The organism is Rhodoferax aquaticus (assembly GCF_006974105.1).
Lineage (GTDB): Bacteria > Pseudomonadota > Gammaproteobacteria > Burkholderiales > Burkholderiaceae_C > Allorhodoferax > Allorhodoferax aquaticus_A.
The window spans coordinates 2,966,507-2,993,496 of sequence record NZ_CP036282.1; the positions used below are offsets into that span (position 1 = coordinate 2,966,507).

The 26,990-nt window shown below is 55.3% G+C and carries 15 protein-coding genes and 1 pseudogene; 8 read left to right on the top strand and 8 right to left on the bottom strand.

The genetic code is table 11. The features are described from left to right. Nucleotides 1-148: 148 nt before the first annotated feature. The 5 genes from EXZ61_RS13640 to EXZ61_RS13660 all read left to right on the top strand — a co-directional run bounded on the left by EXZ61_RS13640 (nt 149) and on the right by EXZ61_RS13660 (nt 5,766). Nucleotides 149-1,195 carry an NADP-dependent oxidoreductase gene (locus tag EXZ61_RS13640; RefSeq protein ID WP_142812286.1) on the top strand — a complete coding sequence of 349 codons (1,047 nt, stop codon included), beginning with the start codon at nt 149-151 and terminating at the stop codon, nt 1,193-1,195. Nucleotides 1,196-1,495: 300 nt separating this feature from the next. Beyond that, nucleotides 1,496-2,533 carry an amino acid ABC transporter substrate-binding protein gene (locus tag EXZ61_RS13645; protein WP_142812287.1) on the top strand — a complete coding sequence of 346 codons (1,038 nt, stop codon included), beginning with the start codon at nt 1,496-1,498 and terminating at the stop codon, nt 2,531-2,533. A 128-nt stretch (nt 2,534-2,661) separates the two neighbouring features. Beyond that, nucleotides 2,662-3,837 carry an amino acid ABC transporter permease gene (locus EXZ61_RS13650; RefSeq protein ID WP_142812288.1) on the top strand — a complete coding sequence of 392 codons (1,176 nt, stop codon included), beginning with the start codon at nt 2,662-2,664 and terminating at the stop codon, nt 3,835-3,837. Between the two features lie 16 nt (nt 3,838-3,853). Then, the gene (locus EXZ61_RS13655) at nt 3,854-4,957 is read left to right on the top strand and encodes an amino acid ABC transporter permease (protein WP_142812289.1); all 1,104 of its coding nucleotides are present in this window, start codon (nt 3,854-3,856) and stop codon (nt 4,955-4,957) included. A gap of 65 nt (nt 4,958-5,022) precedes the next feature. Beyond that, on the top strand, nt 5,023-5,766 hold the full coding sequence (locus EXZ61_RS13660; RefSeq protein WP_142812290.1) for an amino acid ABC transporter ATP-binding protein: 744 nt from the start codon (nt 5,023-5,025) through the stop codon (nt 5,764-5,766). An 85-nt stretch (nt 5,767-5,851) separates the two neighbouring features. Here EXZ61_RS13660 and EXZ61_RS13665 read toward each other — a convergent pair whose 3' ends face one another. Then, a complete protein-coding gene (locus tag EXZ61_RS13665; RefSeq protein ID WP_237218962.1) occupies nt 5,852-6,601 on the bottom strand; it encodes a M14 family murein peptide amidase A in 750 nt (249 codons plus the stop codon). A gap of 178 nt (nt 6,602-6,779) precedes the next feature. Here EXZ61_RS13665 and EXZ61_RS13670 point away from each other — a divergent pair, with 178 nt between their 5' ends. Continuing rightward, nucleotides 6,780-7,298, top strand: a complete 519-nt coding sequence (locus EXZ61_RS13670) for a flavin reductase family protein (RefSeq protein WP_142812292.1) — start codon at nt 6,780-6,782, stop codon at nt 7,296-7,298. Between the two features lie 32 nt (nt 7,299-7,330). Here EXZ61_RS13670 and EXZ61_RS13675 read toward each other — a convergent pair whose 3' ends face one another. The 3 genes from EXZ61_RS13675 to EXZ61_RS13685 form a co-directional block, all read right to left on the bottom strand. Beyond that, nucleotides 7,331-9,679: a methyl-accepting chemotaxis protein gene (locus EXZ61_RS13675; RefSeq protein WP_142812293.1), complete on the bottom strand. Its 2,349-nt coding sequence runs from the start codon at nt 9,677-9,679 to the stop codon at nt 7,331-7,333. A gap of 63 nt (nt 9,680-9,742) precedes the next feature. After that, nucleotides 9,743-10,150 (bottom strand): response regulator, encoded by a 408-nt coding sequence (locus tag EXZ61_RS13680; RefSeq protein ID WP_142812294.1) that lies wholly within the window; start codon nt 10,148-10,150, stop codon nt 9,743-9,745. A gap of 29 nt (nt 10,151-10,179) precedes the next feature. Continuing rightward, nucleotides 10,180-15,696: a PAS domain S-box protein gene (locus EXZ61_RS13685; protein ID WP_142812295.1), complete on the bottom strand. Its 5,517-nt coding sequence runs from the start codon at nt 15,694-15,696 to the stop codon at nt 10,180-10,182. Nucleotides 15,697-15,971: 275 nt separating this feature from the next. On the opposite strand from EXZ61_RS13685, the gene EXZ61_RS13690 reads away from it, so the two are divergent. Then, entirely contained in the window at nt 15,972-17,291 is a 1,320-nt protein-coding gene (locus EXZ61_RS13690) for a TAXI family TRAP transporter solute-binding subunit (protein ID WP_142812296.1), read from the top strand. Here the strand turns inward: EXZ61_RS13690 and EXZ61_RS13695 are convergent. The 3 genes from EXZ61_RS13695 to EXZ61_RS13705 form a co-directional block, all read right to left on the bottom strand. Continuing rightward, nucleotides 17,281-19,746, bottom strand: a complete 2,466-nt coding sequence (locus EXZ61_RS13695; RefSeq protein ID WP_142812297.1) for a DUF1631 family protein — start codon at nt 19,744-19,746, stop codon at nt 17,281-17,283. The two genes, EXZ61_RS13690 and EXZ61_RS13695, sit on opposite strands and share 11 nt — an antisense overlap. 18 nt (nt 19,747-19,764) lie before the next feature. Then, the gene (ettA, locus tag EXZ61_RS13700; protein ID WP_142812298.1) at nt 19,765-21,426 is read right to left on the bottom strand and encodes an energy-dependent translational throttle protein EttA; all 1,662 of its coding nucleotides are present in this window, start codon (nt 21,424-21,426) and stop codon (nt 19,765-19,767) included. A gap of 76 nt (nt 21,427-21,502) precedes the next feature. Then, entirely contained in the window at nt 21,503-23,674 is a 2,172-nt protein-coding gene (locus tag EXZ61_RS13705; RefSeq protein WP_168224767.1) for a DUF1631 family protein, read from the bottom strand. Nucleotides 23,675-24,016: 342 nt separating this feature from the next. Here EXZ61_RS13705 and EXZ61_RS13710 point away from each other — a divergent pair, with 342 nt between their 5' ends. Further along, nucleotides 24,017-25,666, top strand: coding sequence for a DEAD/DEAH box helicase (locus EXZ61_RS13710; RefSeq protein ID WP_142812300.1), 1,650 nt, complete (start codon nt 24,017-24,019; stop codon nt 25,664-25,666). 288 nt (nt 25,667-25,954) lie between these two features. Here EXZ61_RS13710 and EXZ61_RS13715 read toward each other — a convergent pair. After that, nucleotides 25,955-26,923: pseudogene (locus EXZ61_RS13715) on the bottom strand (IS256 family transposase); the annotation flags it as partial. Nucleotides 26,924-26,990: the final 67 nt, after the last annotated feature.

Below are 26,990 nucleotides of genomic sequence, written 5' to 3' on the forward strand. Positions count from 1 at the left end.
CGATCAGCATCCCCACGGCGCACCCGTTGGGGAACCCAGGCGAAGACCCATGTCACATTGGTAACTGGGTATGGTGTTTCTACAAATTACCATGCGCATTGGTGCCACACACTACAGGCACGGTAGCTGCACACACAAGGTAACCCCCATGACAACACACGCGATCAGCTCTCTCGTCAATCACCAAATTCGCTTGGCTTCGCGGCCGGTAGGACTACCTACCGACGCCAACTGGGAGCACACCCAGCAAGGTGTGGAGGAACCATCTGAAGGCGGGGTGCTACTCAAAACCTTGGCATTGTCTTTAGACCCTGCCATGCGCGGCTGGATGAACGAAGGCAAAAGCTACATCCCGCCGGTAGCCATTGGCGAGGTCATGCGCGCGGGAGGGGTTGGAACCGTGATCGCGTCCAAGCATCCTGGCTATGCCGTAGGCGATATGGTGAGCGCTGGTTTTGGTGTTCAAGAGTATCTATCAGTGGGTGCTCAGGACATTCGCCGCAGTGGCTTGGCAAAAATAGACCTTTCGGTGGGCAGCCTGACCCAGTGGCTCAACGTGCTGGGGATGCCGGGCATGACCGGCTACTTCGGGCTGATGGATGTCGGGCAACCACAGGCTGGGGAGACCGTGGTGGTGTCCGGCGCAGCTGGGGCTGTAGGGCAAACCGTGGGGCAGTTGGCAAAAATCAAGGGCTGCCGCGTGGTGGGTATTGCGGGTGGTGCAGCCAAGTGCGACTGGGTCGTCAAGGAACTTGGTTTTGATGCCTGCATTGACTACAAGGCGGGGCCCACCGCAGTTCGCGATGGGCTCAAAGCGCATTGTGCGCAAGGGGTAGACGTTTACTTCGACAATGTAGGCGGCGAAATTTTGGACCACGTTTTGGCCCGCATCAACCGCAAAGCGCGCATCATTATTTGTGGTGCCATCAGCCAGTACAACAGCACCACCGCGGTGCAAGGCCCGAAAAACTACCTGAGCCTGTTGGTGAACCGTGCACGGATGGAGGGCATCGTCGTGTTTGACTATGCAGACCGCTACCACGTGGCCATCTCCGAGATGGCGAACTACCTCCAAGACGGCCGCATGAAGAGTAAGGAAGACGTGGTCGTAGGCCTTGACCAATTCCCGAACGCCTTGCTCAAGCTGTTTAGCGGGGAAAACTTTGGCAAGTTGGTGCTGCAGGTGGCCAACTGAGACAAGCAACGCCACTGCCGAGCGTCTTAGACCGCTGGCGCATGACCACATGCAAACACAGCATTGAGAGCACCCAAGCGGCGACAGTCTTTCTTCAGTTTTGGCACAGATACTGCTTTATGCTTTGCACGCCTCGAGGAACAACGGTCTAAGCTTATGAAAATAATGCATAGAAAACCAGAGTAAACCCCGAGTTTTGGGTGAAATGGGTGCGGCTAAACTTCCCGACAGGGACCTAGCCTAAGGGCAACCCAAAAAGGCCTTTTTTGAAACCAACTTTTTGTCGCAGGAAAAAAGCAAATGAAATTGAATACCGTGAAGACCTTGGCTGCAGTTGTAGCCGCAATGGGCGCCGTATTGGCGGCTCCAGCACACGCCGGCAAAACTTTGGATGCCATCAAGGCGCGTGGCCAAATTGTTTGCGGCGTAAACACCGGTTTGGCTGGCTTTGCTGCCGCTGACTCCGCTGGCAAATGGTCTGGTTTGGATGTGGATGTCTGCCGCGCTTTGGCTGCAGCGACCCTGAGCGACGCAGAAAAAGTCAAGTACGTTCCCTTGAACGCACAACAGCGTTTCACCGCATTGCAGTCTGGCGAAGTAGACGTTTTGGCCCGCAACACCACATTCACACTGTCCCGTGATGCGTCTTTGGGTCTGACAGCAACAACCGTCAACTACTACGACGGTCAAGGCTTCATGGTTCCAGTCAAGAGCAAGATCAAGAGCGCTAAGCAGCTCAAAGGCCAAACGGTTTGCGTGCAATCCGGCACCACAACAGAAAAGAACTTGACAGACTATTCCAAAGCTAACGCTTTGAACATCAAGCCTGTCGTGTTTGAAAAGCTGGAAGCTGCTGAAAACGCGTACTTCACAGGGCGTTGCATTGCGTACACCACCGATGCATCTGGCTTGTCGTCTACACGCGCCAAAGTGGCCAAAGACCCCAAAGAACACATCATCCTGCCTGAGCTCATCTCTAAAGAACCCCTCGGACCCATGGTTCGTCGTGGTGATGACGAGTGGACTGCCATTGTGAAATGGGTGCAATTCGGCCTGTTGGAAGCTGAAGAGTACGGCGTAACCCAAGCCAACGTAGATCAAATGAAGGCCACTAGCACCGACCCCGTGGTACAGCGTCTCTTGGGCGGTGGCAACGAAGACACAGGCAAGCTGTTGGGTCTGGACAAAGAATGGCTGGCACGTGCCATCAAGACGACCGGCAACTACGGTGAAAGCTTTGAGCGCAATGTTGGACCGAAGTCCCCTCTGAACTTGCCACGTGGTTTGAACAACCTGTGGAACAAGGGCGGCTTGATGTACGCGTACCCTATTCGCTAAGCTGACTCAGACTTTTGCGCTGACATAAAAACTGCTGCCGGTACAGGCATCTTGTACTGGCAGCAGTTTTTTTTATCCCTCTTCCAAGCTTGCAGGACAGCACTGCACCCTCTTGAGAGCACTTACCCATGACATCGACATCCCCCCCCAAAAAGAAAAGCTGGTCTTGGCGCAGCCAAGCGTTTAGAGGCTTGATTTATCAGCTGATTGCCATTGTGCTGATCGGCCTTGCCGTTTGGTTCTTAGCCCACAACACGCTCACTAACATGAAGGCGCGTGGCATTCAAAGCGGTTTTGATTTTTTGTTAGGGCCTGCTGGCTTTGACATTGGCGAGAGTTTGTACGCGTTTGACTCAGCCCAACCGTACTGGCAAGCATTTTTGGTGGGCCTTACCAACACACTGCGCATTGCAGTGATGGGTATTGTTTTGACCACGATTTTGGGTACTTTGATCGGTGTGGGTCGTTTTTCACGCAATGCGCTGGTGCGTGGTGTGTGCTATGCCTACGTTGAGTTTTTCCGCAACGTCCCTGTGTTGCTTCAGTTGCTGATGTGGTACCTGCTCTTTACAGAAGGCCTGCCCGACTCCTTGGATGCGTGGGTCATAGGCCCCATGTTTCTGAGCAAGGGGGGATTGAGTTTTCCGATCCCGGTGTGGGCCAGTGGCCATTTGTGGGGTTTATTGGGTCTGCTTTTGGGCGCTGTGTTTGCGGTCCTGTACCGCAAATGGGCTTACCAGCAGTTTGAAAAAACTGGCGTCCTGAAAAGTATGTTTTGGGTGCCCCTCGGTTTACTCTTGGCTACGGGTGTGTTGGGCTGGTTAATCGGCGGCGCCCCCTCAACTTTCAATGCACCGATCAAGGGAGAGTTTGCTATTGAAAATGGTGGCTCCCTAACCCCCGAGTTTCTGGCAGTGCTGGTGGGGCTGACCATTTACACCGCGGCCTTTGTGGCTGAGGTGGTGCGCTCGGGTATTCAGTCCGTCGCGCGCGGTCAAAGTGAAGCGGCCTCCGCCTTGGGCCTCAACCCTAGCCAATCTATGCGCTTGGTGATGTTGCCGCAAGCCCTGCGGGTGATCATTCCCCCCATGACCAACCAGTTTTTGAACCTGACCAAAAACTCTTCATTGGCGGTGGCCATTGGCTACCCCGATGTGGTGTCCATTGCCAACACCTCGCTGAATCAAACGGGCCGAGCTGTGGAGTGCATCGCCATCGTGATGCTGGTCTACCTCACCACTTCTTTGTCTACATCCTTGCTGATGAATTGGTACAACACCCGCTCAGCCATCAAAGAGCGTTGAACCGCACACAGAACCTATGACTGCCACCTTATTTCAACCCATTGCACCTCGCCCAGCGCCGGTGCAACACCGAGGCCTGATCGCCTGGGTTCGCGTCAATTTATTTGGCGACTTTGTTACCTCGCTAATGACACTGGTCATTGGCGGTGCCATCTTGTACTGGCTGCCGCAGTTACTAAGCTGGGGCATTTTTCGCGCTTCTTGGGCACCCAACTTTGACGCATGTCGGGTCGAGGGCGTTGGTGCCTGCTGGGGTGTGGTGACGGAGAAATACCGCATCATTCTGTTTGGCCGCTATCCTTTTGAAGAGCAATGGCGTCCACTGGTCGCCACGGCATTGATGCTAGGGCTGCTAGTCGCAAGCTGCATGCGCGCGTTTTGGCATGCATGGCTGGCGTTGCTGTGGGCCTTGGTGCTCGGCGTGTTCTTTACCCTCATGTATGGCGGCTCGCTAGGCTTACTCAAAGTAGAAACCGACCGCTGGGGTGGTTTGCCGCTGACTTTGCTCTTGTCCACGCTGTCTCTGACGATGGCTTTTCCGATTGCCCTCGTGGTGGCGTTGGGGCGTAGGTCTAACCTTCCCGCCATCAAGACGGTATGTACGATTTACGTGGAACTCATCCGTGGCGTGCCTCTTATCTCGGTGCTGTTCATGGCGTCGTTTATGTTCCCGCTGTTCATGCCCGAAGGTTTCTCGATTGATGTGCTGATTCGTGTGCTGGTCGGTATCACCCTGTTTGCCGCTGCCTACATGGCCGAAGTCATTCGTGGTGGATTGCAGGCTATTCCCAAAGGGCAAATTGAAGCTGCAGCGACCTTGGGTCTGTCCTACTGGCAAACTCAGCGCAAGATCGTGCTGCCCCAGGCCCTGGCGATGGTGGTCCCAAGCATCATGAACAACTTTATCTCGACCTTCAAAGACACGTCTTTGGTCACTATTGTCAGTTTGTACGAGCTCACAGGCGCCCTTTCATTGGCGCTGAATTCGGACTCGGACTGGAGGCCTTTCAAAATTGAAGGCTACTTGTTCATTGCGGCCATTTATTTTGTGTTTTGCTTCTCGATGTCGCGCTACAGCGGCTGGGTCGAAACACAAGTTAACAAAAGCAAGCTGCGCTGATTGATCTCTGCCATTGCAGCCCCCCTCACTATCCAGCCCCCTAACATTTCGCTGATTGAATCACTATGTCAGAACCCATCATCAAATTTGAAAAACTCAACAAGTGGTACGGCAACAGCTTCCACGTGCTGCGTGACATCGACCTCAACGTCAAGCAAGGCGAGCGCATCGTCATTTGCGGGCCGTCCGGCTCCGGTAAGTCCACCCTGATTCGCTGTATCAACCGCTTGGAAGAGCACCAACAAGGGCATTTGTGGGTGGACGGTGTGGAAGTGACGGACGATGTCAAGGCCATTGACGACATTCGCAAAAAAGTCGGTATGGTGTTCCAGCAGTTCAACCTCTTCCCCCACCTCACGGTTTTGGAGAACCTGACCCTGTCCCCTATGTGGGTCGGTAAGGTGCCCAAGAAGGAAGCCGAAGAAAAGGCCATGGAACAACTCAAGCGCGTGCGCATTGCTGAGCAAGCCCATAAGTACCCCTTGCAGCTGTCTGGCGGTCAGCAACAGCGCGTTGCGATTGCGCGAGCCTTGTGCCTCAAGCCCAAAATCATGCTGTTCGATGAGCCTACTTCAGCACTTGACCCAGAAATGATCAAGGAAGTGCTGGACGTGATGATTGAAATGGCGAGCCAAGGCATCACCATGCTGTGCGTGACCCATGAAATGGGCTTTGCCAAAGCCGTGGCTGACCGTGTGATTTTCATGGACCAAGGCCAAATCGTGGAGCAAAACAACCCCCACGACTTTTTCAACAACCCACAAAGCGAGCGCAGCAAAGACTTTTTGTCCAAGATCTTGGGACACTAAGCACGCCGTTTACCCACAAAAAAAGCCCGGTACGAAGTTCGTACCGGGCTTTTTTGCTTTGCGCCGCTAGCGGCGCGATAGACCCTTACTGCGTCGCCACTTTGGCATTGGTGCCAAGGCGCTCAGTGATCCAACGCATCAGGTCTAGCCACATTTGGTTGGTCTCTTTGTCAGTTGCTGCTTTGGCTGCGCTAGGCAGTTCTATGGTGACCACCGGCACGCCTTTGTGCACCCCACCGTAGTTGCCCAATGAGCCTGGGAAGATCCCCACTTGGTCCAAAAACAAGCGCCCCAGCTTGCTAGGCGGAACCATGGGACCGTCAAAATCCAACACTCCGTAAGGCGCATGCACACTGACAATCAAATTCGGCTTGAAGCTGTCCATTTGTTCATGCAGAAACTTGGACTCCGGCTCAGACAAGGGCTTCACCCCTGGCCAACGCCGGGGATCTTTGCGGGTGCGCGACTCCCAGTACACCTTGGCATCGCGCGACCAGTTGGGCGTAGGGAAGTTGCGATTCAGATCAACACCGCGTGCATTGACACGCTTGGGCGGGCGCGAAAACAGGCCATCCGGGTTGAGCGAAGGTATAAAACGCCAATGGATCGGTTTAGGCATGTCTGCTGGTGGCGTCTGCGCCAGTGCGATCCAATGAAAAACCAGAGCACTAGACGACATTTCGTCGCCATGAATGCCGCCAATCACCAAAACACGCAACTGCGCGTCTTCGGCCTGCACATCACGCCCCCAAAGCACTCGGCCCTGAACCGATCGGGCCTGCATGTCTTCCAGTTTGGCGGACTCACACAGCGATGGTTTCAGATTCGGGACCACAGACGAATAATCACTGCACACCCTTGTTGTTACTGCCTGAGAAGCTATGGATAAAGTAGCAAGCACTGCCAATACGATTCTTTTTTTGAGCATGTATAGATTGTAGAGTGCCTGCTTAAGTAGCCAGCTAATCAACCCCATCGCATCGCGTTGGAGCAATATCAGTTAAATTGCAGGCATGCTTTCTAACGCTAGCCCCGAAAAGGCCACTCCACCCAATTTTTCTGCCGCTGAGTTTCGTTCTGCCTTGGGCATGTTTGCCACAGGCGTGACGATTGTTACAGCGCTGTCTGAGACGGGTACCCCCATTGGTCTGACGGCAAACTCATTCAACTCCGTCTCTATGTCGCCACCGTTGGTGCTCTGGAGTTTGGCCCGTTCTGCGGGGTCTATGGCGGCGTTTAGCGCCGGCTCTCATTACGCCATCAATATTCTGAGCGCCGACCAGCAGGACTTAGCGAAGCAATTTGCAGGTAAGGGATTGGACAGGTTTGCCGGAGTTGCTTTCACGCCAGGGGCAGGCGGCGCTCCGTTACTTGAAGGTGCCGTGGCCCGGTTCGAATGTTTTAACCGTAGTCGCTACGAAGAAGGCGACCACGTTATTTTTGTGGGTGAAGTCGAACGCTGTACCTATGCACAAGGGGCTTCACCCCTGCTGTTTCACGGCGGCAAGTTTTACGCAGAACATCCCTTGTAATGCCAAGCCGCTGCCCATTGGTAGCAAAGTCGCTAAGCATCAACCAATGAGCGGTACGCACCGCACCCTACCAAACGTTCGCTATCGATAGGCAGAACAAAAGAAGTCTTGCCTTTTACTTCCCCTGTAACCGGGTTAACGATGTTGTACTCCACCCAGCCGCCGCCCTTGTCGCAGCGGTCCCAGGCGTCGTCGAGCAGCTGCTGAGCATCTAGCCCAGGAGCGTCAAACAGGCTTGTCCCCACACGCGTTCTGTCTGCTCCCATGACACGGTACACCCCAGCCCGGTCGAACACAAACACATACAAGTCGCGGTCTACAAAACCAGAGTTTGGATTGTGGAAAGCCTCGGAAGCCCCCTCAAAACCGACCCGCTGAATCAACTCGTGCGCGCGCTGGGCCATGTTGAGCGCCTCGTCCGCGGTACCCTGGCGAAGCTGAATATGGGTCACCGCTTCCTCCAGTTGGCGTGAGCGTTGCATGAGGCGGCTTGATCGGTGAGACGTGCGGTCCACCAAGCCCGAATTTTCAATAGTGACTTTGTCCAGGTCGCCAACCGCCTGCACAACTTCGCCCAAAGCAATGCTCTGCTTGACGCTGCCCTGCGCCATGGCGTCTACGTTTTGCGCGATTTCACTGATACCCGTCACCAAGCTACTCATCAGGGTGTTGACCGACTGAATCGCTTTAACCGTGGTGCCCACTCGGTTGGTAGAGTCCACAATGAGGTGACGAATCTCAGCCGCTGAGGTTTGGCTGCGGCGGGCCAAGGCACGCACTTCAGCCGCTACCACGGCGAAGCCCTTGCCTTGCTCACCCGCGCGGGCTGCTTCCACTGCGGCGTTGAGGGCCAACAAGTTCGTTTGAAAAGCAATGCCATCAATCGTGCCGATGATTTCAGACATGCGCCCAGAGGTGGCTTGCAGTTCTTCCATACCACCTACGGTTTGCCCCATGAGCCCACTCGCATGCTCAGCCTCTTGCTGAAGGCTCTTGGTCATCAGGCTAACCTCTTGTGCCGCTTCTGAATTGCGCGCCACCGTCTCACTGACTTCGCCCACATTCGAGGTAGCCTCTTCCAAGCTCACCGCTTGCGACTGGGTACGCTGCGACAGCAAGTGACCGTCTTCCACCAACTGCCCCCCCACATGGGTCACCATGGCCGAGGCGCTTCGCACATTGGCAACCAAGGTGGAGAGTACCTCCAACATCTTCTCAAACTCGCCGCTAATGGTGGCCATCTCGTCCTTGCCAGAGGTGTCAATTTTGGTGGCCAGATTGCCTGCGGTACCCGCTATCAGGGCTACGTGGAGTTTCTCTAAGCTTTGAATAGTCGCAAAGTAGAAGCCTGCCATGAGGTACATCATGGCCAATAGGCCAATCAGAGAGATACCGCCCAAGATCACAATTTGCGACAGTATGCCGCTGGCGCGTTCCTCCAAGATTCGCAGCAGCAACGCAGATGCTTGCTTGCGAAAGGCGCGCCCCTCCTCCAGTGCCTTGCCACCGGACTCAAAAATGGCTTTGGCCACCTCAGCGCTAGGCTCTTGTCCCACACTTTGCGCCGCGAGCGCGGTAAACGCTTGGCTTGCGGCCACCGCTTGCGCGCCCTCTTTGGGAATGTCATCACGCCCTGCACGGCGAATGGCGGCAAACTTTTCAGAGATCGCACTGCTTCGGGCATCCACCAAGCCTACCAACGTTGCCAAAGAAGCTGCATGGTTGGCCTTGTCGCTGGCTTGGGCCATCCACGCCGCCCCTACTGCACGGGTACGGCTCACCGCCTCTATCCATGGAATGGCATCTTCAACCAACACGTTTTGCAAAAAGTATGCATCCGCATACGGATCCAGCACCAGAGTTGAGGTTTCGCCGGCATACAGGGCGAGCTTACGCAAGTCGTCGACGGCTTTGGTGTGCTTGGCGAGCCCGGCTGCATCTGTGCCACCGGTGGTCGATGTGGCGAGGCCTTGTAAGTCACTGCGCAGCGCTGACCAAGCGGGTTTCAAGTCGAGTTGCGGCTCTTTTTGAACCACCAAGTCCACCGCGCCCACGGCTGCAGCCAAACGTTGCTGGGTTTGACTGCGAGCCGCGTCAAACTCAGGCTTGCCAGAGAGCAAGAGCTCGGCGCGGTGCACTTGCACTTCGGTTGCCGCGTCTGTAAGGAGTGACACCACGCGCAAGCCTGTGATCTCTGAGCGAGTAGTGTGGTAGCTCTCCATCAAAGTAGACAGCTGTGCATACCCCACCATCAGGAGGGGAACAATGAGCAAAGCGCTCATGAAAAGCAGCTTGGTCCGCATAGGGAATTGCTGCATCACGGTCACGCCGGGTTGCAGCCATGCGCTGACACTCAATGGTTTAGCGGAAGAAGTCATCATGAAAAGGCCACCCTTACAAAACCAAGTCTTCAACAACGCTCGACATGCTACTGCGAGGCTGAGCTAGCGAATCGCCATAACACGGTTCAATTCAGCACTCAATTGCTCTATTTCGATGGGTTTGGCGACATACCCGTCCGCACCTGCGCGCTTGAATTTTGCTTTTTCTTCAGACTCGGTGTGCGCAGTGGCCATGATGATGCGGGTATGTCCACCTTCCGTCTGCTCTTTGGCACGGATAGCCGCCACTGCTGCTAAACCATCCATGACAGGCATCATCACGTCCATCAACACCACGTCAAATTTCAACTTGGCGAGGCACTTCAAGGCCTTTTCACCATCTCCCACAATCACACCGGTATGCCCCAAGGCACCGAGCATATTGATGGCCAAGCGTTGGTTAATCAGATTGTCTTCCGCAACCAGCACCTTGAGCTTTGGGCCTGAGTTGGCGGCTTGGGTTCCATCCATGGCTTACTCCTTGTTTACGCATTATTGGGTTAAGTGCGCAGTTCGTCCAGCAAGAGTTTGCAGGCCGCCGCCGCCGCAGGAAAATCGAGATCTGCCATGGCGGTGTCAAGCACCATCATCCGAGCGTCTAGGGTGGCGTCGCTGGCTTGGCGCATCTGTGCATGAAGTTCCATAGCAGCCATGTCGTCGTCCTGCAACGCTTGGTATAGCTGCTGCAGATCCGCATCGCTAGGCCCAGGCCTACTCAGTGCTTCTTGAGATGCGAGTAGCTGCTGTAACTTTGCCAACACACGCCCTATCATGGGTGCGTGTTGTGAAACTTGCGCAACCAGCTGGTTTGCAGCTTCGCGAAGCTGGGAATCAACTTCCCCCTGCTTTGCAAGCGTTTCTAGCTGCGCTGCGCCATCTGCCAATGCAGGCAAACCGACCGTGCGTGCCAAGCCTTTGAACGCATGCGCCTCCCGCTGAACGGCCCCCCCATCACCCGCTAGGTAAGCCACCTCTAATCGGGTGCCTAGTGTTTGCGCATCTTGCCAAAAGGCCTGCAGGGTTCGGCTGTATAGCGACAGCTTGCCGCCCATGCGTTGCACTGCACGCAGGCCATCAAAGCCCTCAGGCCAGTCTATGGCCGCGACTTCGTCGTGGGCGCTGGAAGACGTGCTCCCGCCAGCGACTGTGTGGGCGGGCCCGGTGTCTGGCCTGCGGCGGGAGTAGCGCAGCACAGTAGCCACCAAGTCGGTTAAGTCAAACGGCTTGCCCACATGGTCATTCATGCCGGCCGCTAAACAGGCCTCTCGGTCAGAGCTCATGGCGTTTGCGGTCATGGCGATGATGGGCAAGTCAGCCATCTGCAATTCGTTGCGGATATAGCGGGCGGCACTCAAGCCATCCATTTCCGGCATTTGCAAGTCCATCAAAACCAGATCGAACATGGGTTGCGCGCTCGCGATAGCGTCCACCCCTAGGCGCCCGTTGCCCGCCAAACTGACTGCGGCGCCTTGGGCAGCCAGCAACTCTTGCGCGACTTGCTGGTTGATCAAATTGTCTTCTACCACCAGCAAGCGAAGGCCAGCCAAGGGCAAGGCTTCACCAGCGCCAGCGACTTCATACGGATTGGCAATTACCCCCCCAGTCGCTGAGGCAAACACGCCGGCAAACATAGTGCCAGTCAAAGGCTTGACCAAAAAAGCATCAATAAGCTCTTGCTCGCGCTGGCTGCGTTGCGCCAGCAGTTCTCGGCCCTGGCCGCTCAGCATGACAAACTTGGGCAATGGTCGCTGCCCGTATTCGCGCCGCATGCGGCGAAGGGTTTGCCACCCGTCGAGCTCCGGCATTTGCCAGTCCACAAAAATGGCATCGAAGACAGAATCGTCCGCACCTCGGGCTTGCGCCAAGGCTGCACGAAGGGCCTCTACGCCGGCCTCTCCGGTGGATGCATGCGCGACCTCCCATCCCAGCGCTTGCATCGCTGCAGTACAGGCGCGCAACACAACCAGGTTGTCATCAACCAACAGCACATGGCGACGTGGGGGGCGGGCGTTGGTCGGGCTCGCTGGCTCTGTATCCACCATCAGCGCATGCGCCAGGTCGCTGGGTGGGATGGCTAGCTCAATCTGAAAACTGAAGGTGCTGCCTTCGCCCAAGGTGCTTTGCAAAGAGAGTTTGCCCCCCATGAGCCCCACTAAGCGCGTGCAAATGGCCAAACCCAAGCCTGTTCCCCCAAAACGCCGGGTGGTGCTCGCCTCGGCTTGCGAGAACCCTTCAAAAATACGTGCTTGGTTTTCAGGCGCTATACCAATGCCAGAGTCGCTCACAGACACATCGATGACCACTTGGGCGTCTTTTTGAGCAACCAGTCGCCACGCAATCAGCACCTGCCCTTGCTCGGTGAACTTGACTGCATTGCCAGCCAAATTGATCAGTATTTGCTTCAACCGCAGCGCATCGCCCACGAGTGAACTGGGTATACGGGGGTCGATCTCAAACACGATGTCAACGTTTTTGGCCCCAAGGTTGGCAGACAAAATGACCGACAAATCCGCCATGAGATGGTTTAGCTCAAATGAATGAAGCTCAAGCTGCATCTTTCCGGCTTCTACCTTTGAGAAATCCAAGATATCGTTGAGCAACCCGAGCAAGGACCGAGCAGCCCCTTCAGTCTTGGCTGTGTAGTCGCGCTGCCGTTCGGACAAGGCTGTGGCTGACAAAAGCTTCAGCATGCCCAAAATCGCATTCATGGGCGTGCGAATTTCATGGCTCATATTGGCCAAAAACTGGCTCTTGGCGATGCTGGACTCTTGGGCCTGGGCCATCGCCAGTTGCAAAGACGCTTCGTGTTCTTTTTGCCGCGACATGTCGTAGGCGATGCCAAGGTAGCCAACCTGTACCCCCGCGCCATTAACCATTGGTGACACGGTCAGTGATGACAGGAACTTGCTGCCGTCCTTGCGCACCAGTGTCCAAGGGGTTTGCTCAGCGGTTTGGCAGACATAGTCAAACAGTTCCGCAGTCAGCGGTTGCCGCCCCAAAGTTGCCCGAAGCGCTTGGTTCACTTGCGACAACTGCCCTGTATCGACCAAATCCCTGAGGCCTGTTACTCCAATCAACTCTTCTGGGTTGTAGCCCAGCATGCGCTGGGCACCTTGATTAAACACCGTGACAATGCGGTCAAGGTCGGTGGCAAAAATAGCGACATTGACCGCTGAATCCAACACCGACTGCAAGGCGGCCGCCGTGTCGGCCAAGCGGGCACTGGCCTCTTGGGCCTGTTCGGTCGAGTTTTTGAGTGCGGTCATGTCCACTCTAAAGCCCACGATATGCCCGTCTGCCATCCTGCGCTCCACCACCCGTACCCAGCGGCCATCGTCCAAGCGCTGCTCTAGCTCAGTATCTCCCGCACGGTGAATGGCAACGCGCTCGGCAACCCAAGCGTCTATATCCCCAAGAGCGGCTGGGTACTGGCCGCGCTCGGCTCCCCCACGCACAATGCTCTCAAACGTGGCTCCAGGAACAATCAGATCGGCTGATTGACTGTAGAGGCGGCGGTACTTTTCATTGCAAAACACCAAGCGGTCTTGCGGGTCGTACAAGACAAACGCTTCATTGATCACATCAATGGCACCGCGCAAGAGGCTTTCGCTGCGCTCCGCGTCTAAGCGTGCTTGCTGTGCCTGCGTAACGTCTTGAAACGCGCCCACCCAGCGCACAGGTCCACTGTCGTCAAATTCAACCTCGCCTACCATACGTACCCACTTCTCGGTGCCTTGTGCCGAGGTAAAGGGCAAGGTCAGATCCCAGCCAACACCGGTGTTGACCGATTGGTCCATAGCATTGCGCAGCTGATTTTTTGCATCCAATGGGTAGTAGCTAAGCATTTGGTCTAACGTAGGCCGGTAGCCTGGCTCTTGACCGTGGATATCACAGGTGTGCGCGCTCCACACAATCTCGTCAAAATGCATGTCGCTTTGCCAGGCACCTAAACCTGCGGACCGACCTGCGCGGTCTAAAAAGGACTCCATGTCGCGCAAAGCGGCTTCGGTTTTTTTGGACTCACTAATGTCCATATGGATGCCGGCAATCCACTCGGCTTTTCCATCAGGCAAGCGCGACAGCACTTTGCCCCGGCTCAGCACCCACAGCCACTGACCGTTTTTGTGCTGAATGCGAAGTTCACACGCGTAGTCGTCTTGGCTGCCCGAAATGCAGTTATTGAGCGCGTTGTTAGAGCGCACCAAGTCGTCCGGGTGGACGTGCCGAGCCCAAAAGCCGGACGTGTCGTGCGCCACGTGTTCCAACGCGAACCCCAGCATACCGCTCCAACGCTCGTTGACCCGGCTCTCGCCCGTCTGGCAATTGAGCTCCCAGGTGCCGACGTTGGTACCTTCCAAAATGCGATCCGCGCGCTGCTTCTCTTGGGCAAGGGCTTCGCTAGCCTCAATCTGCTCAGTCACATTGGTGTGAATAGCCATGTAGCCAGAAATGGCACCACTGGGGTCGCGCAGCGTTTGTATTTCGACATTCACCCAATAGTCGTGGCCATCTTTTGCGCGGTTGAGCAGCAACTCTTTCGCGTCTAAGCCATCGTTAAGTGCTTTTTCAATGGAGGCCCGCACCTCCGCGCTCTCTTGCGCGCTATGCAACAAAAACCGGGGGTGCTGCCCAAGAGCCTCTTCAAAGCTGTAGCCGGTAAGCCGGGTGAAGCCCGCATTGACCCACACGATGCGCTGCTGGGCGTCCGTAAACAAAACAGCGCTAGAAGTACGTTGGGCCACCAACGATAGGCGCGCCAAGTCTTGCGTCATGTTCCTTGCCAAGGCATGCGAGCGCGCACGGCCGACCAAAAGCAACCATGTCACCACGCTCATTGCCAGGCTTAACAACGAGCCAGCTATCGCCAGACGCGATAACTGAGACAAGTCCACGCCGCGCTCAAATGCCTCACTGGTGTAGGCCCTAAAAACAAACACCTGCCCACCAATCAGGATAGGCCGATCGGTAGCAAACATGGCCGCACGCGCTGATTGGTCTACGTCTACCACTCCCGACATCCCATCGTCATGCTGGCTGTCATAGACAAGTCGGCTGCTAGAGATGGCCGTGTCATCAAACAGCTGAAACCCTGTGAGCCCCTGCGCCAGTTCTCTCGTTGGCGCAAGTAGGTCCGACAGCACGATGGGCGCATTGACCCAGGTACGCAGCGCTTTTCGCCTCGCTTGTGGCGAAGCAGGAATCGTGGGCTCGTTGTATACCGGCAAAAAGTAAATGAATCCTGAGGTTTGTAGGCGGTCTTGCAGCAAGGTGATGCGCCCGGTCAACGCCGCAGTGCCTTCTAGCATGGCTCTTTGTGCAGCGCTACGACGTGTAAGCTCTGAGCCCACGTCATAACCCAAGGCAGCGCGATTGCGCTCAAGCGGTTCAATCGCTCTCACAACGAACAGCTCAGCAGCCTCACCCACCGTGCGCACCGTGAAGCTGGGCATTTGGTCTTTACGTTGCTTCTGCACATAGGCACTGAGGTCGCTGCGAAGGACCTTGTCCACTATGCTGATGCCCACGGCACCCGGGATCTCCGCATCAAGATCCCGAGATTGGATCCAGTCGCGCAAATCCGCGCGCGACATCTGCGGGTGCACCAACAACGCGCCGCGCAATCCACGCAAAAGGAACAACACCTTTTCAAACCGAGTTTGAATATCTGACTCAATGCGCTCAGTTTGCTGCTGAAAGCGCAACCAAGCATCGGTATACAGCAGCGTTTGCATGCGCTGCACCTGCGCGTAGGTCAGACCCAACCCTATGGCGAGCACCAGACAGGCCAGCCACAAGGGAAACGCACCGAATTGCGTCAAGGTACTTAATCGCTGCGTGTACTTTGCCCAAAACCAGTGCAGGCCAATGCCGAGGGACACAATCAACACAGGCACAAGCCCAAACCATAGTGCGGTGACCTCTGCGTCGCCCCACGCGCGCGACCCTTCCAGCGACTGCGCTACGGCGCACCAAGGCACAAGCAAACACAGACACACGCTTAGGCGAACGATGCGCAAAATGATTGCCCCCTCATTGGATGCCTCAAAGACTGGGTAGGAACGGCAGATTCATCATGACAAAATTCCACCCGTATGGAAAGCTGTTTTTTCGCCCAAGTTGGCACTGCGGGTGCCAGCCACGCAGCAAGTAGTACAAAGCTATGTCACAGTTCACTAGGGGAACCATCTGCGCTGCGCACTGCGTGCAGCAAACGCACGCTTCTTAATTGATAGCAGGCTACGCTTTATGGATAAGCGCAAAAGGCAGTTTTCACAAAAACACACTCCGCAAGATGCCAAAGTCAATCAAATCATTCCTCTTGTCGGTACGTGACTTACTCACCTCTGCCAGTCCCTTGGTGATCGCTGCAGTGGCGCTGCTTTGGTTGGCCTTTTGGTGGCTCAACCCCACTCCCCCCAAACGCATCACCTTGGCTACAGGCCCCAGCCAGAGTGCGTATGCAGAGTTTGGTGCTCGGTACGCAAAGAAACTACAGGCCAATGGCATCGAAGTTGTACTGCTGCCCTCAGAAGGCTCGTCCGCCAACTGGGAGTTGCTAAGAAGCGGCCAGGCCGACTTGGGGTTTGTGCAGGGCGGCAGCGTAAGCCCCAACCCGGATGGGGAGGATGCATTGCTGTCACTCGGCAGCTTGTTTGTGGAGCCTGTTTGGCTTTTCTACCGAGACGCTGCAGCCCGGCGGGTATCGGCTTCTGGCCAACTGACGCAATTGGCCCAATTGCGCCACATGCGCATCAATGTTGGAGCGCCGGGCAGTGGGGTTCCCCTCATGATGAAAGCACTGCTGGAGATGAACCATGTGGACATGTCATCGGTTAGGCTGTCTCAATTGGAGCCCACACCAGCGACCATGGACCTGCTCAATGGCAAGCTAGACGCTTTGGTGTTTGCCTCTGCACCCGAGGCCCCTTTGGTTCAAATGCTGTTGCAAACGCCAGGCATCCGCCTCTTAGACTTTAGCCAAAACGAGGCCTACTCTCGCAGATTGCCCTACTTGACGCCCGTCGTGTTGCCCCGAGGGGTGGTGGACCTGGCGCGCAATCTACCCAAAGAAGATGTGCGCATGATCGCCACCACCACGACGCTGCTGGCCAGTGAGGAGGTGCATCCCGCACTGCTTCAATTGGTGTCACAGGCCACGCTGAGCCTGCATGGGGGGGCAGGTTGGTTTAACCGTGCGCGCGACTTTCCGAAGGCTACCGAAACAGATTACCCGCTGGCCCCCGAAGCAGAGCGCACCTTACGGGCGGGTGTGCCTACGTTGCAACGCTATTTGCCATTCTCTTGGGCTAATTTGGTGGAACGCATGTGGCTCGCCCTCGGCATCATCGTGGCCGTCTTGCTACCGCTTGGAAAAATTGCCCCGCCGCTGTACGCCTTTAGGGTACGTTCACGGGTGTTCCGTTGGTATGCACAGTTGCGCGATATTGAGGAGCGCGCCGAAGCGGGCCAGCAAAAAGATGCACTCTTGGACGAACTGAAGATACTGGAGGGTCGCGTAGAAAAGGTCATTGTTCCCTTGTCCTATGCCGACGAACTCTATTCCCTACGTAACCACGTAGAGCTCGTGCGCCAAAAGCTGCTCAATACGTAGTGTCAACGCTGTTGCGCATTGCAATTTGCGCCACAGCATCCAAAGCACCGTCGACCACGGTTTGTCCGGTCACGATGCGCAAACTACCCGCCGCAAGCAGTTTGTCGCGGGAGCGTCGCGTCATGGACTGGCTGTTGCCCAAAGCACTGGTGAACAAGAAAAGCGTTCCGTGCGGACTGGCCCAAGTCAGTTGCGTGCGCACCCATTTGTCATCACTTAGCAGCTCTACCCACGAGCCCAAGGGCAGCGCATCAACGAGCTCTTCTGAGATTGGGATTTGCGTTGCCAAAACACTTGGCGCGGTTTGCGCGCTGGTCTTGAGCAAATCAGGGAGTTCCATGAAGTTCGAAGTTTTTGCCTCTTCGGGCGCAATCCACGGATCCCCCTCCTCCACCAAACGCGACAAATTGCTCACGCGAGGCAATACCGGCAACGGTACGTCGTTGGCTTGCGTCGATTCCGGCACTTTGTTGGACGCTGCAGTTGCACTAAACGCCAACTGATGCAAACCCATCAAGGCTTCCAAAAATGCTCCGGTTTTTGTTGCCGGATAACGAATGGTCTCCAACCCTTCGCGCACAGTAGACAACAACAGGGGCACTAAGCGCGTGAGCTTGCCAATGTTCTTACGGGCCAACTCAGGGTGGGCACTCCACAACATGGCAGAAATCAGGGCTTGATACTTGTCCGCAGAACCCGCAGCGTCACCGCCCACAATGCGGGCCTGTGCAACAACTTGGGCCCATGGCCCGCACAAGAATTCAATGACCACCTCGGGCACACTGGCCGAGTCTGGATGTGCTTCAATCTTTCGGGCAATTTTTTCTGCCAATAGGTTGCGTTGCTCAGCATGCTGAAGCACTCGCACTGATTCGGCACGCGCCTGTTCCTTCTGTTGCGCGCTGCGCATCCATACGCCGCGCAGCTGCTGAAGGGCCGCCTCAAAGGGTTCTGCGTCGTCAATGCGCAGTGCATTGAGGGGGACTACTGCTTGTTTGAGCTGCTCAAGAAACTCAGGAAAGCCTGCCACTGAACTTGATTCGTACGCGATGCTGCGATGCGTGAGCTCTTGCAACAAAGCTCGCGCTGGATGCTGCTTATCGGTAAAAAATCGCGGATCGACCAAGGCTAAACGCAATAGAGCGGGTTCTAAGCTGGCTATCAAGGCTTGCACGGGCTCTAGCAACTGAGCGTTGCGCGCCATATTGTCGACCATTAAAGTGACGACTTCTAGGCTCAATACTTGCGCCAAACCCGAGGCTTGTTCCCGTAAAGCTTGCCGTACCGCGCCTACCGATGCACCACCGAGGCCATCTACACTTTGGGTTTGCCCACGGCGCTTTTGGAGTGCGTTGACCATGCGATCAACTTGCTTCATCTCAGTCAGCGCCTCAAGAGCCGCGGGGACAGTGCCGTCAAAGTCGGTAATGGGGGGCAAGGGCTGATTTGCATCGCCCTCAAACTCGCGGGCAAACTGGCGGGCAAAGTCTTCAATGCGGTTGCCCGCTACAGGTGTATCCAACTCTCCGGCCAACAAACGGCGCAGCTTGTCAAGGGTGAGCAGCTTCTCAGTGTCGACGGTGCTGTTAGGCTGTTGAGCCTGAGCCATCGGACCCGCAGGTACCGGCGGCAACTCGGGCAATCCCGGGAGTTGCCCCGCAACGCTTGACAAACTCTGGATAGGTCGCGGGGTCGCGCCAGTCGCTGGCAATGGCGCTTTTGCAAGATCAGATCGCAAATTGTCTGCGGCGACGCTACCGGGCCTACCAACTCCGGCGTTGGCGTCTACAAATTTGGGGAGAACCACATAAGCCGCCGCCTCAACGCCTTGGCGTCTGAGTTGCTCCGTCCACATTGCATACAACTGCCGAAGCTCAGGGCCAAGGGCTTCACTCATTGCGCCCATCCACTCCCGTCTGGCACCCTCGGGCACCCCAACAAGCTCCACCGTGTTTTGCAGAGCAGTGACGTAAACCTGCGTCCGCAACGGGTTGCTATCAGGGCGCACGGTTTTCAAACCTAAGGTGCTGCAGATCAACGCGGTCAGCTCAGTCAGCGCCGCTTCCGCCGCCAAAAGAATAGTCTGTTGCGCCCTTGCCATCACGACACTGGCAATGACCTGGTTTTCGTCCATCAACTCTAATTGGTCGAAATGCATTTCGGCCATATTGAGCTGATTGCCTTTTTTTACTTCTTGCGGTGCCTCAATGGCGGCGCGAAGTGACTTGGTAAACAAAGCGCGTAAATCGGCCTCCTTGCTTTGGAGAAGCTTGCTGGCAACGATCAGCGAGTCCCGTTCATGCACCGTCCGGGCCGTGAGTTCGCGGCTGTAAAACATGCGAACCACCGCTGCCACCAAACGCCCCATGAGCGGGCCACTGCTGGCCAGCGCTTCGTCAATGGTGGCTTTGTACAACTCAGAATGGACGCCGCTAACTGGCTCGCTGGCTTGCATATGTCTCCGCTATACGCTTTACTTCAGGGCCTTGTAACGCATGCGCTTCGGCTTGGCACCTTCTTCACCCAAACGCTTCTTCTTGTCTGCTTCGTACTCTTGGTAGTTACCGTCGAAGAAAGTCCACTGGCTTTCGCCCTCGGCAGCCAAGATATGGGTAGCAATACGATCCAAGAACCAACGGTCATGGCTAATCACCAACATGGTACCGGCGAACTCTAGCAAGGCGTCTTCCAAGGCGCGAAGTGTTTCAACGTCCAAATCGTTGGACGGCTCATCCAACATCAGCACGTTGCCGCCTGCGATCAGTGTTTTTGCCAAGTGCAAGCGTCCGCGCTCACCACCGGACAACATTCCGACCTTCTTCTGCTGGTCAGCACCGTTGAAGTTAAACCGACCACAGTAGGCGCGGCTGGCCATTTGAAACTTGCCAACATTAAGGATGTCAAGTCCACCAGACACATCTTCCCAAACGGTCTTATCGTTGGACAAATCATCGCGGTGTTGATCCACAAACGCCATCTTCACCGTTTGGCCGATTTTGACGGTACCCGAGTCCGCTTGCTCACGCCCAGCAATCAGTTTAAACAAGGTCGATTTGCCCGCGCCGTTAGGGCCAATAATGCCCACAATCGCGCCCGCCGGGATCTTGAAACTCAGGTTATCTATCAACACCCGATCGCCAAATGATTTGGTCACGTTGGTGAACTCAATGACTTCATGGCCCAAGCGGTCTGCCACGGGGATGAATATTTCATTGGTTTCGTTACGCTTTTGATATTCGAAGTCGCTCAATTCTTCGAAGCGAGCCAAACGGGCCTTACTCTTGGCTTGTCGTGCTTTAGGGTTCTGCCGTGACCATTCCAGCTCTTTCTTCAAGGCTTTGGCACGAGCTTCTTCACCCTTTTGCTCAGCTTCCAAGCGCGCGCCCTTTTGGGTCAACCAATCGCTGTAGTTCCCTTTATAGGGAATACCAGACCCACGGTCCAACTCCAGAATCCACTCAGCAGCATTGTCTAAGAAGTAGCGATCATGCGTGATGGCAACGACCGTTCCAGAATAACGTTGCAAAAACTGTTCTAACCAATCTACGGATTCGGCGTCCAAGTGGTTGGTGGGCTCGTCAAGCAACAGCATATCGGGCTTAGACAAAAGTAAGCGGCACAGTGCGACGCGTCGCTTTTCTCCGCCAGACAACACACCAATGTTAGCGTCCCAAGGAGGCAGCCGCAAAGCATCCGCCGCTATTTCAAGCTGATGCTCAGAGTCGGTTCCGGCGGTTGCAATGATGGCCTCTAACTCAGCTTGCTCCACTGCCAAAGCGTCAAAGTCAGCGTCTTCTGCGCCGTAAGCGGTGTACACCTCTTCCAATCGGGCCTTTGCAGCAAACACTTTTCCCATTCCTGCCTCGACACTTTCACGCACAGTTTGGGTGGGGTCGAGCTTGGGCTCCTGAGGCAGGTAGCCGATATTGAGGCCGGGCATAGGCATCGCCTCGCCTTCAATGTCTTTGTCTAACCCTGCCATGATCTTGAGCAAAGTAGATTTACCAGATCCATTGGTTCCTAGAACACCAATCTTGGCACCTGGAAAAAAGCTAAGCGAAATGTCTTTAAGAATATGACGCTTAGGCGGCACTATCTTGCCGACGCGGTTCATAGTGAATACGTATTGGGCCATTGCGATACAGTTTTTTTGGGTGTAAAAGCAGCATTATCGACTGCTCCGCCCAAGGTTCCAATTTCACACTTTAGATTTATCGCCGCTCTGGCCGTTTATCAGCATCATTGCGCAGAGCAATTTGGGCGACTGAATCTAGGGCGTTGTCCATCACCCGCCCATCAGAAACGAGTCGAACCAGGCCAAAACTGCGCAGTCGTGTCAAAGTACGCAGTGACATCGAATGCGCCAACTCACCACCGGAGATAAACATAAACAACGTTCGGTGGGGGCTCACCCAGGTCATTTGGGCGCGCACCCACTGGCCAGCCAGTGCGAGATCAACCCAAGTACCAACAACCAACGTATCAACCGTCCACGTCTGAGCTTCTTCAGGATCAGGTATTTCGGGTTGGTCTAGCTGGTCAGGGGCGATTGCATACGCTTCGTCCAACAGACTGGTCTCAGCGGCTTCAGGCTCAGAAATCCAGAAGCTAGGCGCAGCTTGAGCCAATGTATCAACCGCATCACCCTGATCAGCATCAGCTTCTAGTGAGAGGTCTTCAGTTTGCGTCGGTTTTGCAGTATCGAACGCTTGCTCATGCAAAGAGATCAGCTCATCAAAAAAAGCTTCTATTCGATCCTGAGGATAAGCGATCACACCCAGCCCTTGGCGCAGCTTGACCAACATAGCCGGCACAATTTGCACTAAGCGGGCACGATTTTTCCTAACCAATCGCAATCGAGCGCTCCACATCAGATCATCTACCAAGGCGTAGTAACCATCGGAGTCAATGGTGCCATCCACGCAGCGCAACTGTGACTCAGCAACCACTTGTGCCCACGGTCCCAGCAAAAAGGCAGATACGCATTTGGGGACACTGGTTTGCTTGAGGCGCACCAAGAATTCTTGCGCTAAGCGCTCTGCTAAGAGATTGCGCTGCTCGGCATGTACCAAGCCTCTAGCAGCCTCTTGGGCGCGTCGTCTTTGAGCAGTTTCTTCATAGGCCCATGCTTGCTCCAAATCGGCCAAAACCTGCGCAAATGCGTCTGCGTCTGCGTTGCCGGCCTTAAGCAGCTCAACCCCCTTATGGAAATCCCCCAAAAATGAGAGGAACCCCGGCTCTTCTGGACTGCTATAGGCCAAGCTACGATGGGTTATTTTCTCCAATAGTTGACGCGCTGGATGCTGGCGATCACTAAAGAAACGAGCGTCTGTATGGGAAAGCTGAATCAGCAATGGCTCCATGCTCTGAAGACCTTGGCGAACCTCTGCAAGAAGGCGCCGGTCACCCATCAAGCTCTCTAGCATCAGCCGCACCACCTCTTCACCAAGCTGCCGCCCCAAATACTTCTTTGAGGCAGAAGGTCGCTTAAATGGTGTTCCGTCACCCGCAACTTTCAACACCAATGGTTTTGCATGAGCCGCTGACTTGGCACGATCTGCCAACCGCTTAATCATTGGCTCCACCAATTTGAGATCTTCCAGCGCAACAACGGAAGCCGGTACCGTGTGGCTAAAGTCACCCTGCTGCGACTGGACTGGCCCAAGGGGCAAATCGCCAGCTAAGAGCTTACGCAACCTATCTAAAGTCAACAGTGTGCGTGTCACGGTGTTTTCGACTGGCTTTCCTCTTGCCGCTGAGTCGCCTTTGCCCGCCCCTACCAAGGCTGGCTCCACCCCCTGTGACCGCAGCCACTCTGACATCTCGCGGTACAGCTGGCGCAAACTCGCCCCCAAGACCGTCGCGGCAGGAGCCATCAAAGCTTTACGAACACCCGTTTCAGGCACGTGTACCAACATCGTCTCGCGCAAGGCATAGACAAACGACTCAGGCTTCAGCGGATTGAGCGCAGGCCGCACAGTCACCCATCCCATCAAAGTGCTAACCAACGCATGCAACGCGGGCAACACTTCATCTACGGCGAGCATCACCTCTTGCTGCGCCAAGGCGAGTTCAATATTGGCATCAATCTGTTCGTCTTCCAAAAACTGGAAGTCATCAAAGCGCACCAAGGGTTGGTCACTCGTCTGGGTTGGCCCACCACCAAACAAAACCATTCGCAAAGAGGTCGCAAAGGTTTGCTTTACCGACTCACGCTGTATGCACAAGTCCCGAACGACTGTCTCGCTGTGCGGATGCTTCTGGGCGGCTTGGATCTTGGTGTTGGTTGGCGCAACAAATGCTTGCAATCCGCCTAGGACGTCGTCCACAAGAACGCCGCTTTGCTCGAGTATGGCCTCTACACAGGCATGAAGTGTGGGCACAGTTTGGCCGGGCTCATGTGCTACACCGAGGCGTCTTATGGTGAATTTCTTCATCGTGCTGGCATTTTCGCTCTTATGGACAATAGTTCTCAAAAACTGACAGTTTGTTACGGCTGCGCCGATTCAAAAAACACACAGCCACAAAACTGTTATGTCTAAATCGCATTCCCGTGCGACAATACACGTGTTGTGGAGCGTCAGTTGCCCACGATAACAGCAACTTGCTGGGGATAGAGAGAACACATTTCTTCCCGCTTTTTGAATCTATCTGCCTTTGACTGAACGCATGCACCCGCATACGGACAGGCCGATATGCCAAGCGCCTAGCAAAGGCGCATCACTATGAACTTCGAAGAACTGAATCTGGCTCCAGCCATCCTAAAAGCTGTGCGTGAGCAAGGCTATGACACTCCAACAGCAATTCAAGCACAGGCCATTCCTGTAGTCTTGGCTGGACACGATCTGCTCGGAGGCGCGCAAACTGGCACAGGCAAGACTGCCGCATTTACTTTGCCCCTACTACACCGCCTTTCAATGAGCCGCAGCGCCCAAAACAAATTTGGTGGAACTGGCATACGCGCTTTAGTTTTAACCCCAACGCGAGAACTAGCAGCACAGGTTGAAGAGTCTGTACGTACTTATGGTCAGTACTTGCAGCTAACCTCTACAGTTATCTTTGGTGGTGTGGGCATGAATCCACAGATTTCCAAACTAAAAAAAGGGGTGGACATCTTGGTCGCGACACCTGGACGACTGTTGGACCTTCAGCAGCAAGGAATGCTTGATCTAGGACAGGTACAAATGCTAGTTCTAGACGAAGCAGATCGGATGCTCGATATGGGTTTCATTCATGACGTGAAAAAGGTCTTGGCTATTGTGCCCAAAGAAAAGCAAAGCTTGCTTTTCTCTGCAACCTTCAGCGACGAAATCCGCGAATTGGCAAACGGCCTGTTGAAGAACCCGCAAAGCGTGCAAGTAACTCCGCGCAACACGACTGTTCAACGCATCACGCAAGTCATTCATCCTGTGGGACGCGGCAAGAAAAAGGCGCTGCTGGCTCATATCATCAATGAGCACAACTGGAGCCAAGTCCTAGTATTCACGCGCACAAAATTTGGTGCCAACAACGTCGCTGAGTTCCTTGAAAAAAACGGTATCAGTGCCATGGCATTGCATGGAAACAAAAGCCAATCAGCAAGAACCCAAGCGCTCTCAGGTTTCAAAAGTGGTGAAGTGCGAGCACTGGTGGCGACGGATATCGCAGCCCGAGGCATTGATATTGATGATCTGCCACACGTTGTTAACTATGAAATCCCGAACGTCAGCGAGGACTACGTCCACCGCATCGGGCGCACCGGCCGTGCTGGCGCTGACGGTGCCGCCGTCAACCTAGTGTGTTTGGACGAGGAAGGGTTCATGAAAGATATCGAACGCTTCACCAAACAAGCTATTGAAGTTAGGGTGGTCGAAGGTTTTGGCCCTGAAGCAGGGGAAAAGGCTGAGCCCATTGCAATGGGGCGCCAGACCATATGGGGCGGCGCAGGCAAGCCGCCGAGCCGGGATGTCATGCAGGCAGCCGCGCGCAATGCACGCACAGAAATGCTGCAAAGGGTGCGTGAAACTAAAAACACCTCTGGTGGCGGACGCTCTGCAACCAACTCGAACGGACGCAACACACCAAGTGCTCGCGGTGCTGGAAACCACGCTGGGGGAGCTAACTCCACTAGAGGAGATCAGGCCGCGCGCCCGCAACGGAATCGCCCACCCCAGAGCAATCAAGGTAGTGCCAACCACGCCCAACTGTCAAGCAGCGGGTCCTATGGTGGCGAAACACGGTCACCCCGCGCCTCGCAAGGTCAACCAGACCCGCTTCGCACAAGTGTGGACATGATGGCAGACCGTGGGGCAAGACGTGGTGGAAGATCTTTTGGCGGCGGCGGCCGTTCGGGCGGTTTTGGAGGCGGCGGGTTTCGTGGCCCCAAAAGTAGCTAGCATGCCTAAAGACCGGGCGTAGTCGCTTGGCTTGGCAGTATGAACAGCCCCGGTTTTGGAGGCGGCAAGTTAGTTTAAGTTGAAGTGGCTATCTCGGACTGCCGTTCGAGTTATCGCCAATAGTTTGCCTCAGCTTCTGCCGACGGTATAGCTTCCATAGGTTTGAGTAGTCTGACGTGGTTAACCCGGTGCACCCATTGCAGGGGGAGTGTCTGAATTTCTGTGTGTGAGGCGGGACTGCTTACCCACGGGATGGTGAAAGCGAATGTTAGCGTAATAGACTTTGTTGATGAAGCGATCCTGGTAGAGGATCGCGAACTGGTTCATCACTTCTTTCGAATCTCTATTGGCTCGGCTCCAGTCGGCAGTGATATTGCGCAGGGCCAGCCATATGCGTTTGCTGGCCGCATCGTCCGAAGGGAAGTGCCCCCTTGTTTTGATGATTTTGCGTAGTCGAGCATTCACACTCTCAATGGCATTGGTGGTGTAGATCACCCGCCGGATGTGTGCCGGGAAGGCGAAGAACGGAATAACCTTGTCCCAGTTGCGTCTCCAGGCTGCCGCTACGGTGGGGAACTTGGCTCCCCATAAACCTGCCTCAAGCGCCTCCAATTCCACTAGGACTTCTTCAGCACTGGGCGCAGTGTAGATCGGCTTGATGGCTGCTGACAGCGCCTTGCGATACTTCCAACTGGCATAGTCCAGACTGTTGCGGGTAAGGTGAACGATGCAAGTTTGCAGCGTGGTGGCCGGGAACACGGTACCCAGCGCCTCCTGCATCCCCTTGAGACTATCGGTTAACGGCAATAAGGATGTCGTTGTCCCCGCGCGTTTTGAGATCGTTAAACACCTTCATCCAGACATTGGCGCCTTCGGTGTTCTCAATCCACAGGCCCAGAATGTCGCGCGTGCCGTCCTCTGCACGCCCTGGGCCAGGTAGATGGCCTTATTCCGTACCACCGCGTCCTCTCGAATCTTCACCCGCAAGGCGTCAAAGAAGACCACTGGATGCATGGGCTCCAGAGGGCGTGCCTGCAAAGTCGTCACCTCGGACACCACAGCGTCCGTGACCGAGCTGATGAACTCCGGCGAGACTTGCGTGACGTACTACTCGGCTAGGAAGCCTTGAATCTCGCGCACCGCCAGGCCGCGTGCGTACATGGCCACGATCTTGTCGCCAAAGCCTACGAAGCGACGTTCGCACTTGGGAATGAGTAAAGACTCAAAGCTGCCAACGCCGTTCCGAAGGACTTCGAGGTGAGATTACCTCGGTAGGTTAGTTTATCGAAGGGATTACCATCGCACCTCAGGACTAAATCGGTTT

Bases quoted from the DNA above. Each gene is read 5' to 3' on its own strand.
- EXZ61_RS13640 (WP_142812286.1), top strand. From the start codon at position 149: ATGACAACACACGCGATCAGCTCTCTCGTCAATCACCAAATTCGCTTG.
- EXZ61_RS13645 (WP_142812287.1), top strand. From the start codon at position 1,496: ATGAAATTGAATACCGTGAAGACCTTGGCTGCAGTTGTAGCCGCAATG.
- EXZ61_RS13650 (WP_142812288.1), top strand. From the start codon at position 2,662: ATGACATCGACATCCCCCCCCAAAAAGAAAAGCTGGTCTTGGCGCAGC.
- EXZ61_RS13655 (WP_142812289.1), top strand. From the start codon at position 3,854: ATGACTGCCACCTTATTTCAACCCATTGCACCTCGCCCAGCGCCGGTG.
- EXZ61_RS13660 (WP_142812290.1), top strand. From the start codon at position 5,023: ATGTCAGAACCCATCATCAAATTTGAAAAACTCAACAAGTGGTACGGC.
- EXZ61_RS13670 (WP_142812292.1), top strand. From the start codon at position 6,780: ATGCTTTCTAACGCTAGCCCCGAAAAGGCCACTCCACCCAATTTTTCT.
- EXZ61_RS13675 (WP_142812293.1), bottom strand. From the start codon at position 9,679: ATGATGACTTCTTCCGCTAAACCATTGAGTGTCAGCGCATGGCTGCAA.
- EXZ61_RS13680 (WP_142812294.1), bottom strand. From the start codon at position 10,150: ATGGATGGAACCCAAGCCGCCAACTCAGGCCCAAAGCTCAAGGTGCTG.
- EXZ61_RS13690 (WP_142812296.1), top strand. From the start codon at position 15,972: ATGCCAAAGTCAATCAAATCATTCCTCTTGTCGGTACGTGACTTACTC.
- EXZ61_RS13695 (WP_142812297.1), bottom strand. From the start codon at position 19,746: ATGCAAGCCAGCGAGCCAGTTAGCGGCGTCCATTCTGAGTTGTACAAA.
- ettA (WP_142812298.1), bottom strand. From the start codon at position 21,426: ATGGCCCAATACGTATTCACTATGAACCGCGTCGGCAAGATAGTGCCG.
- EXZ61_RS13710 (WP_142812300.1), top strand. From the start codon at position 24,017: ATGAACTTCGAAGAACTGAATCTGGCTCCAGCCATCCTAAAAGCTGTG.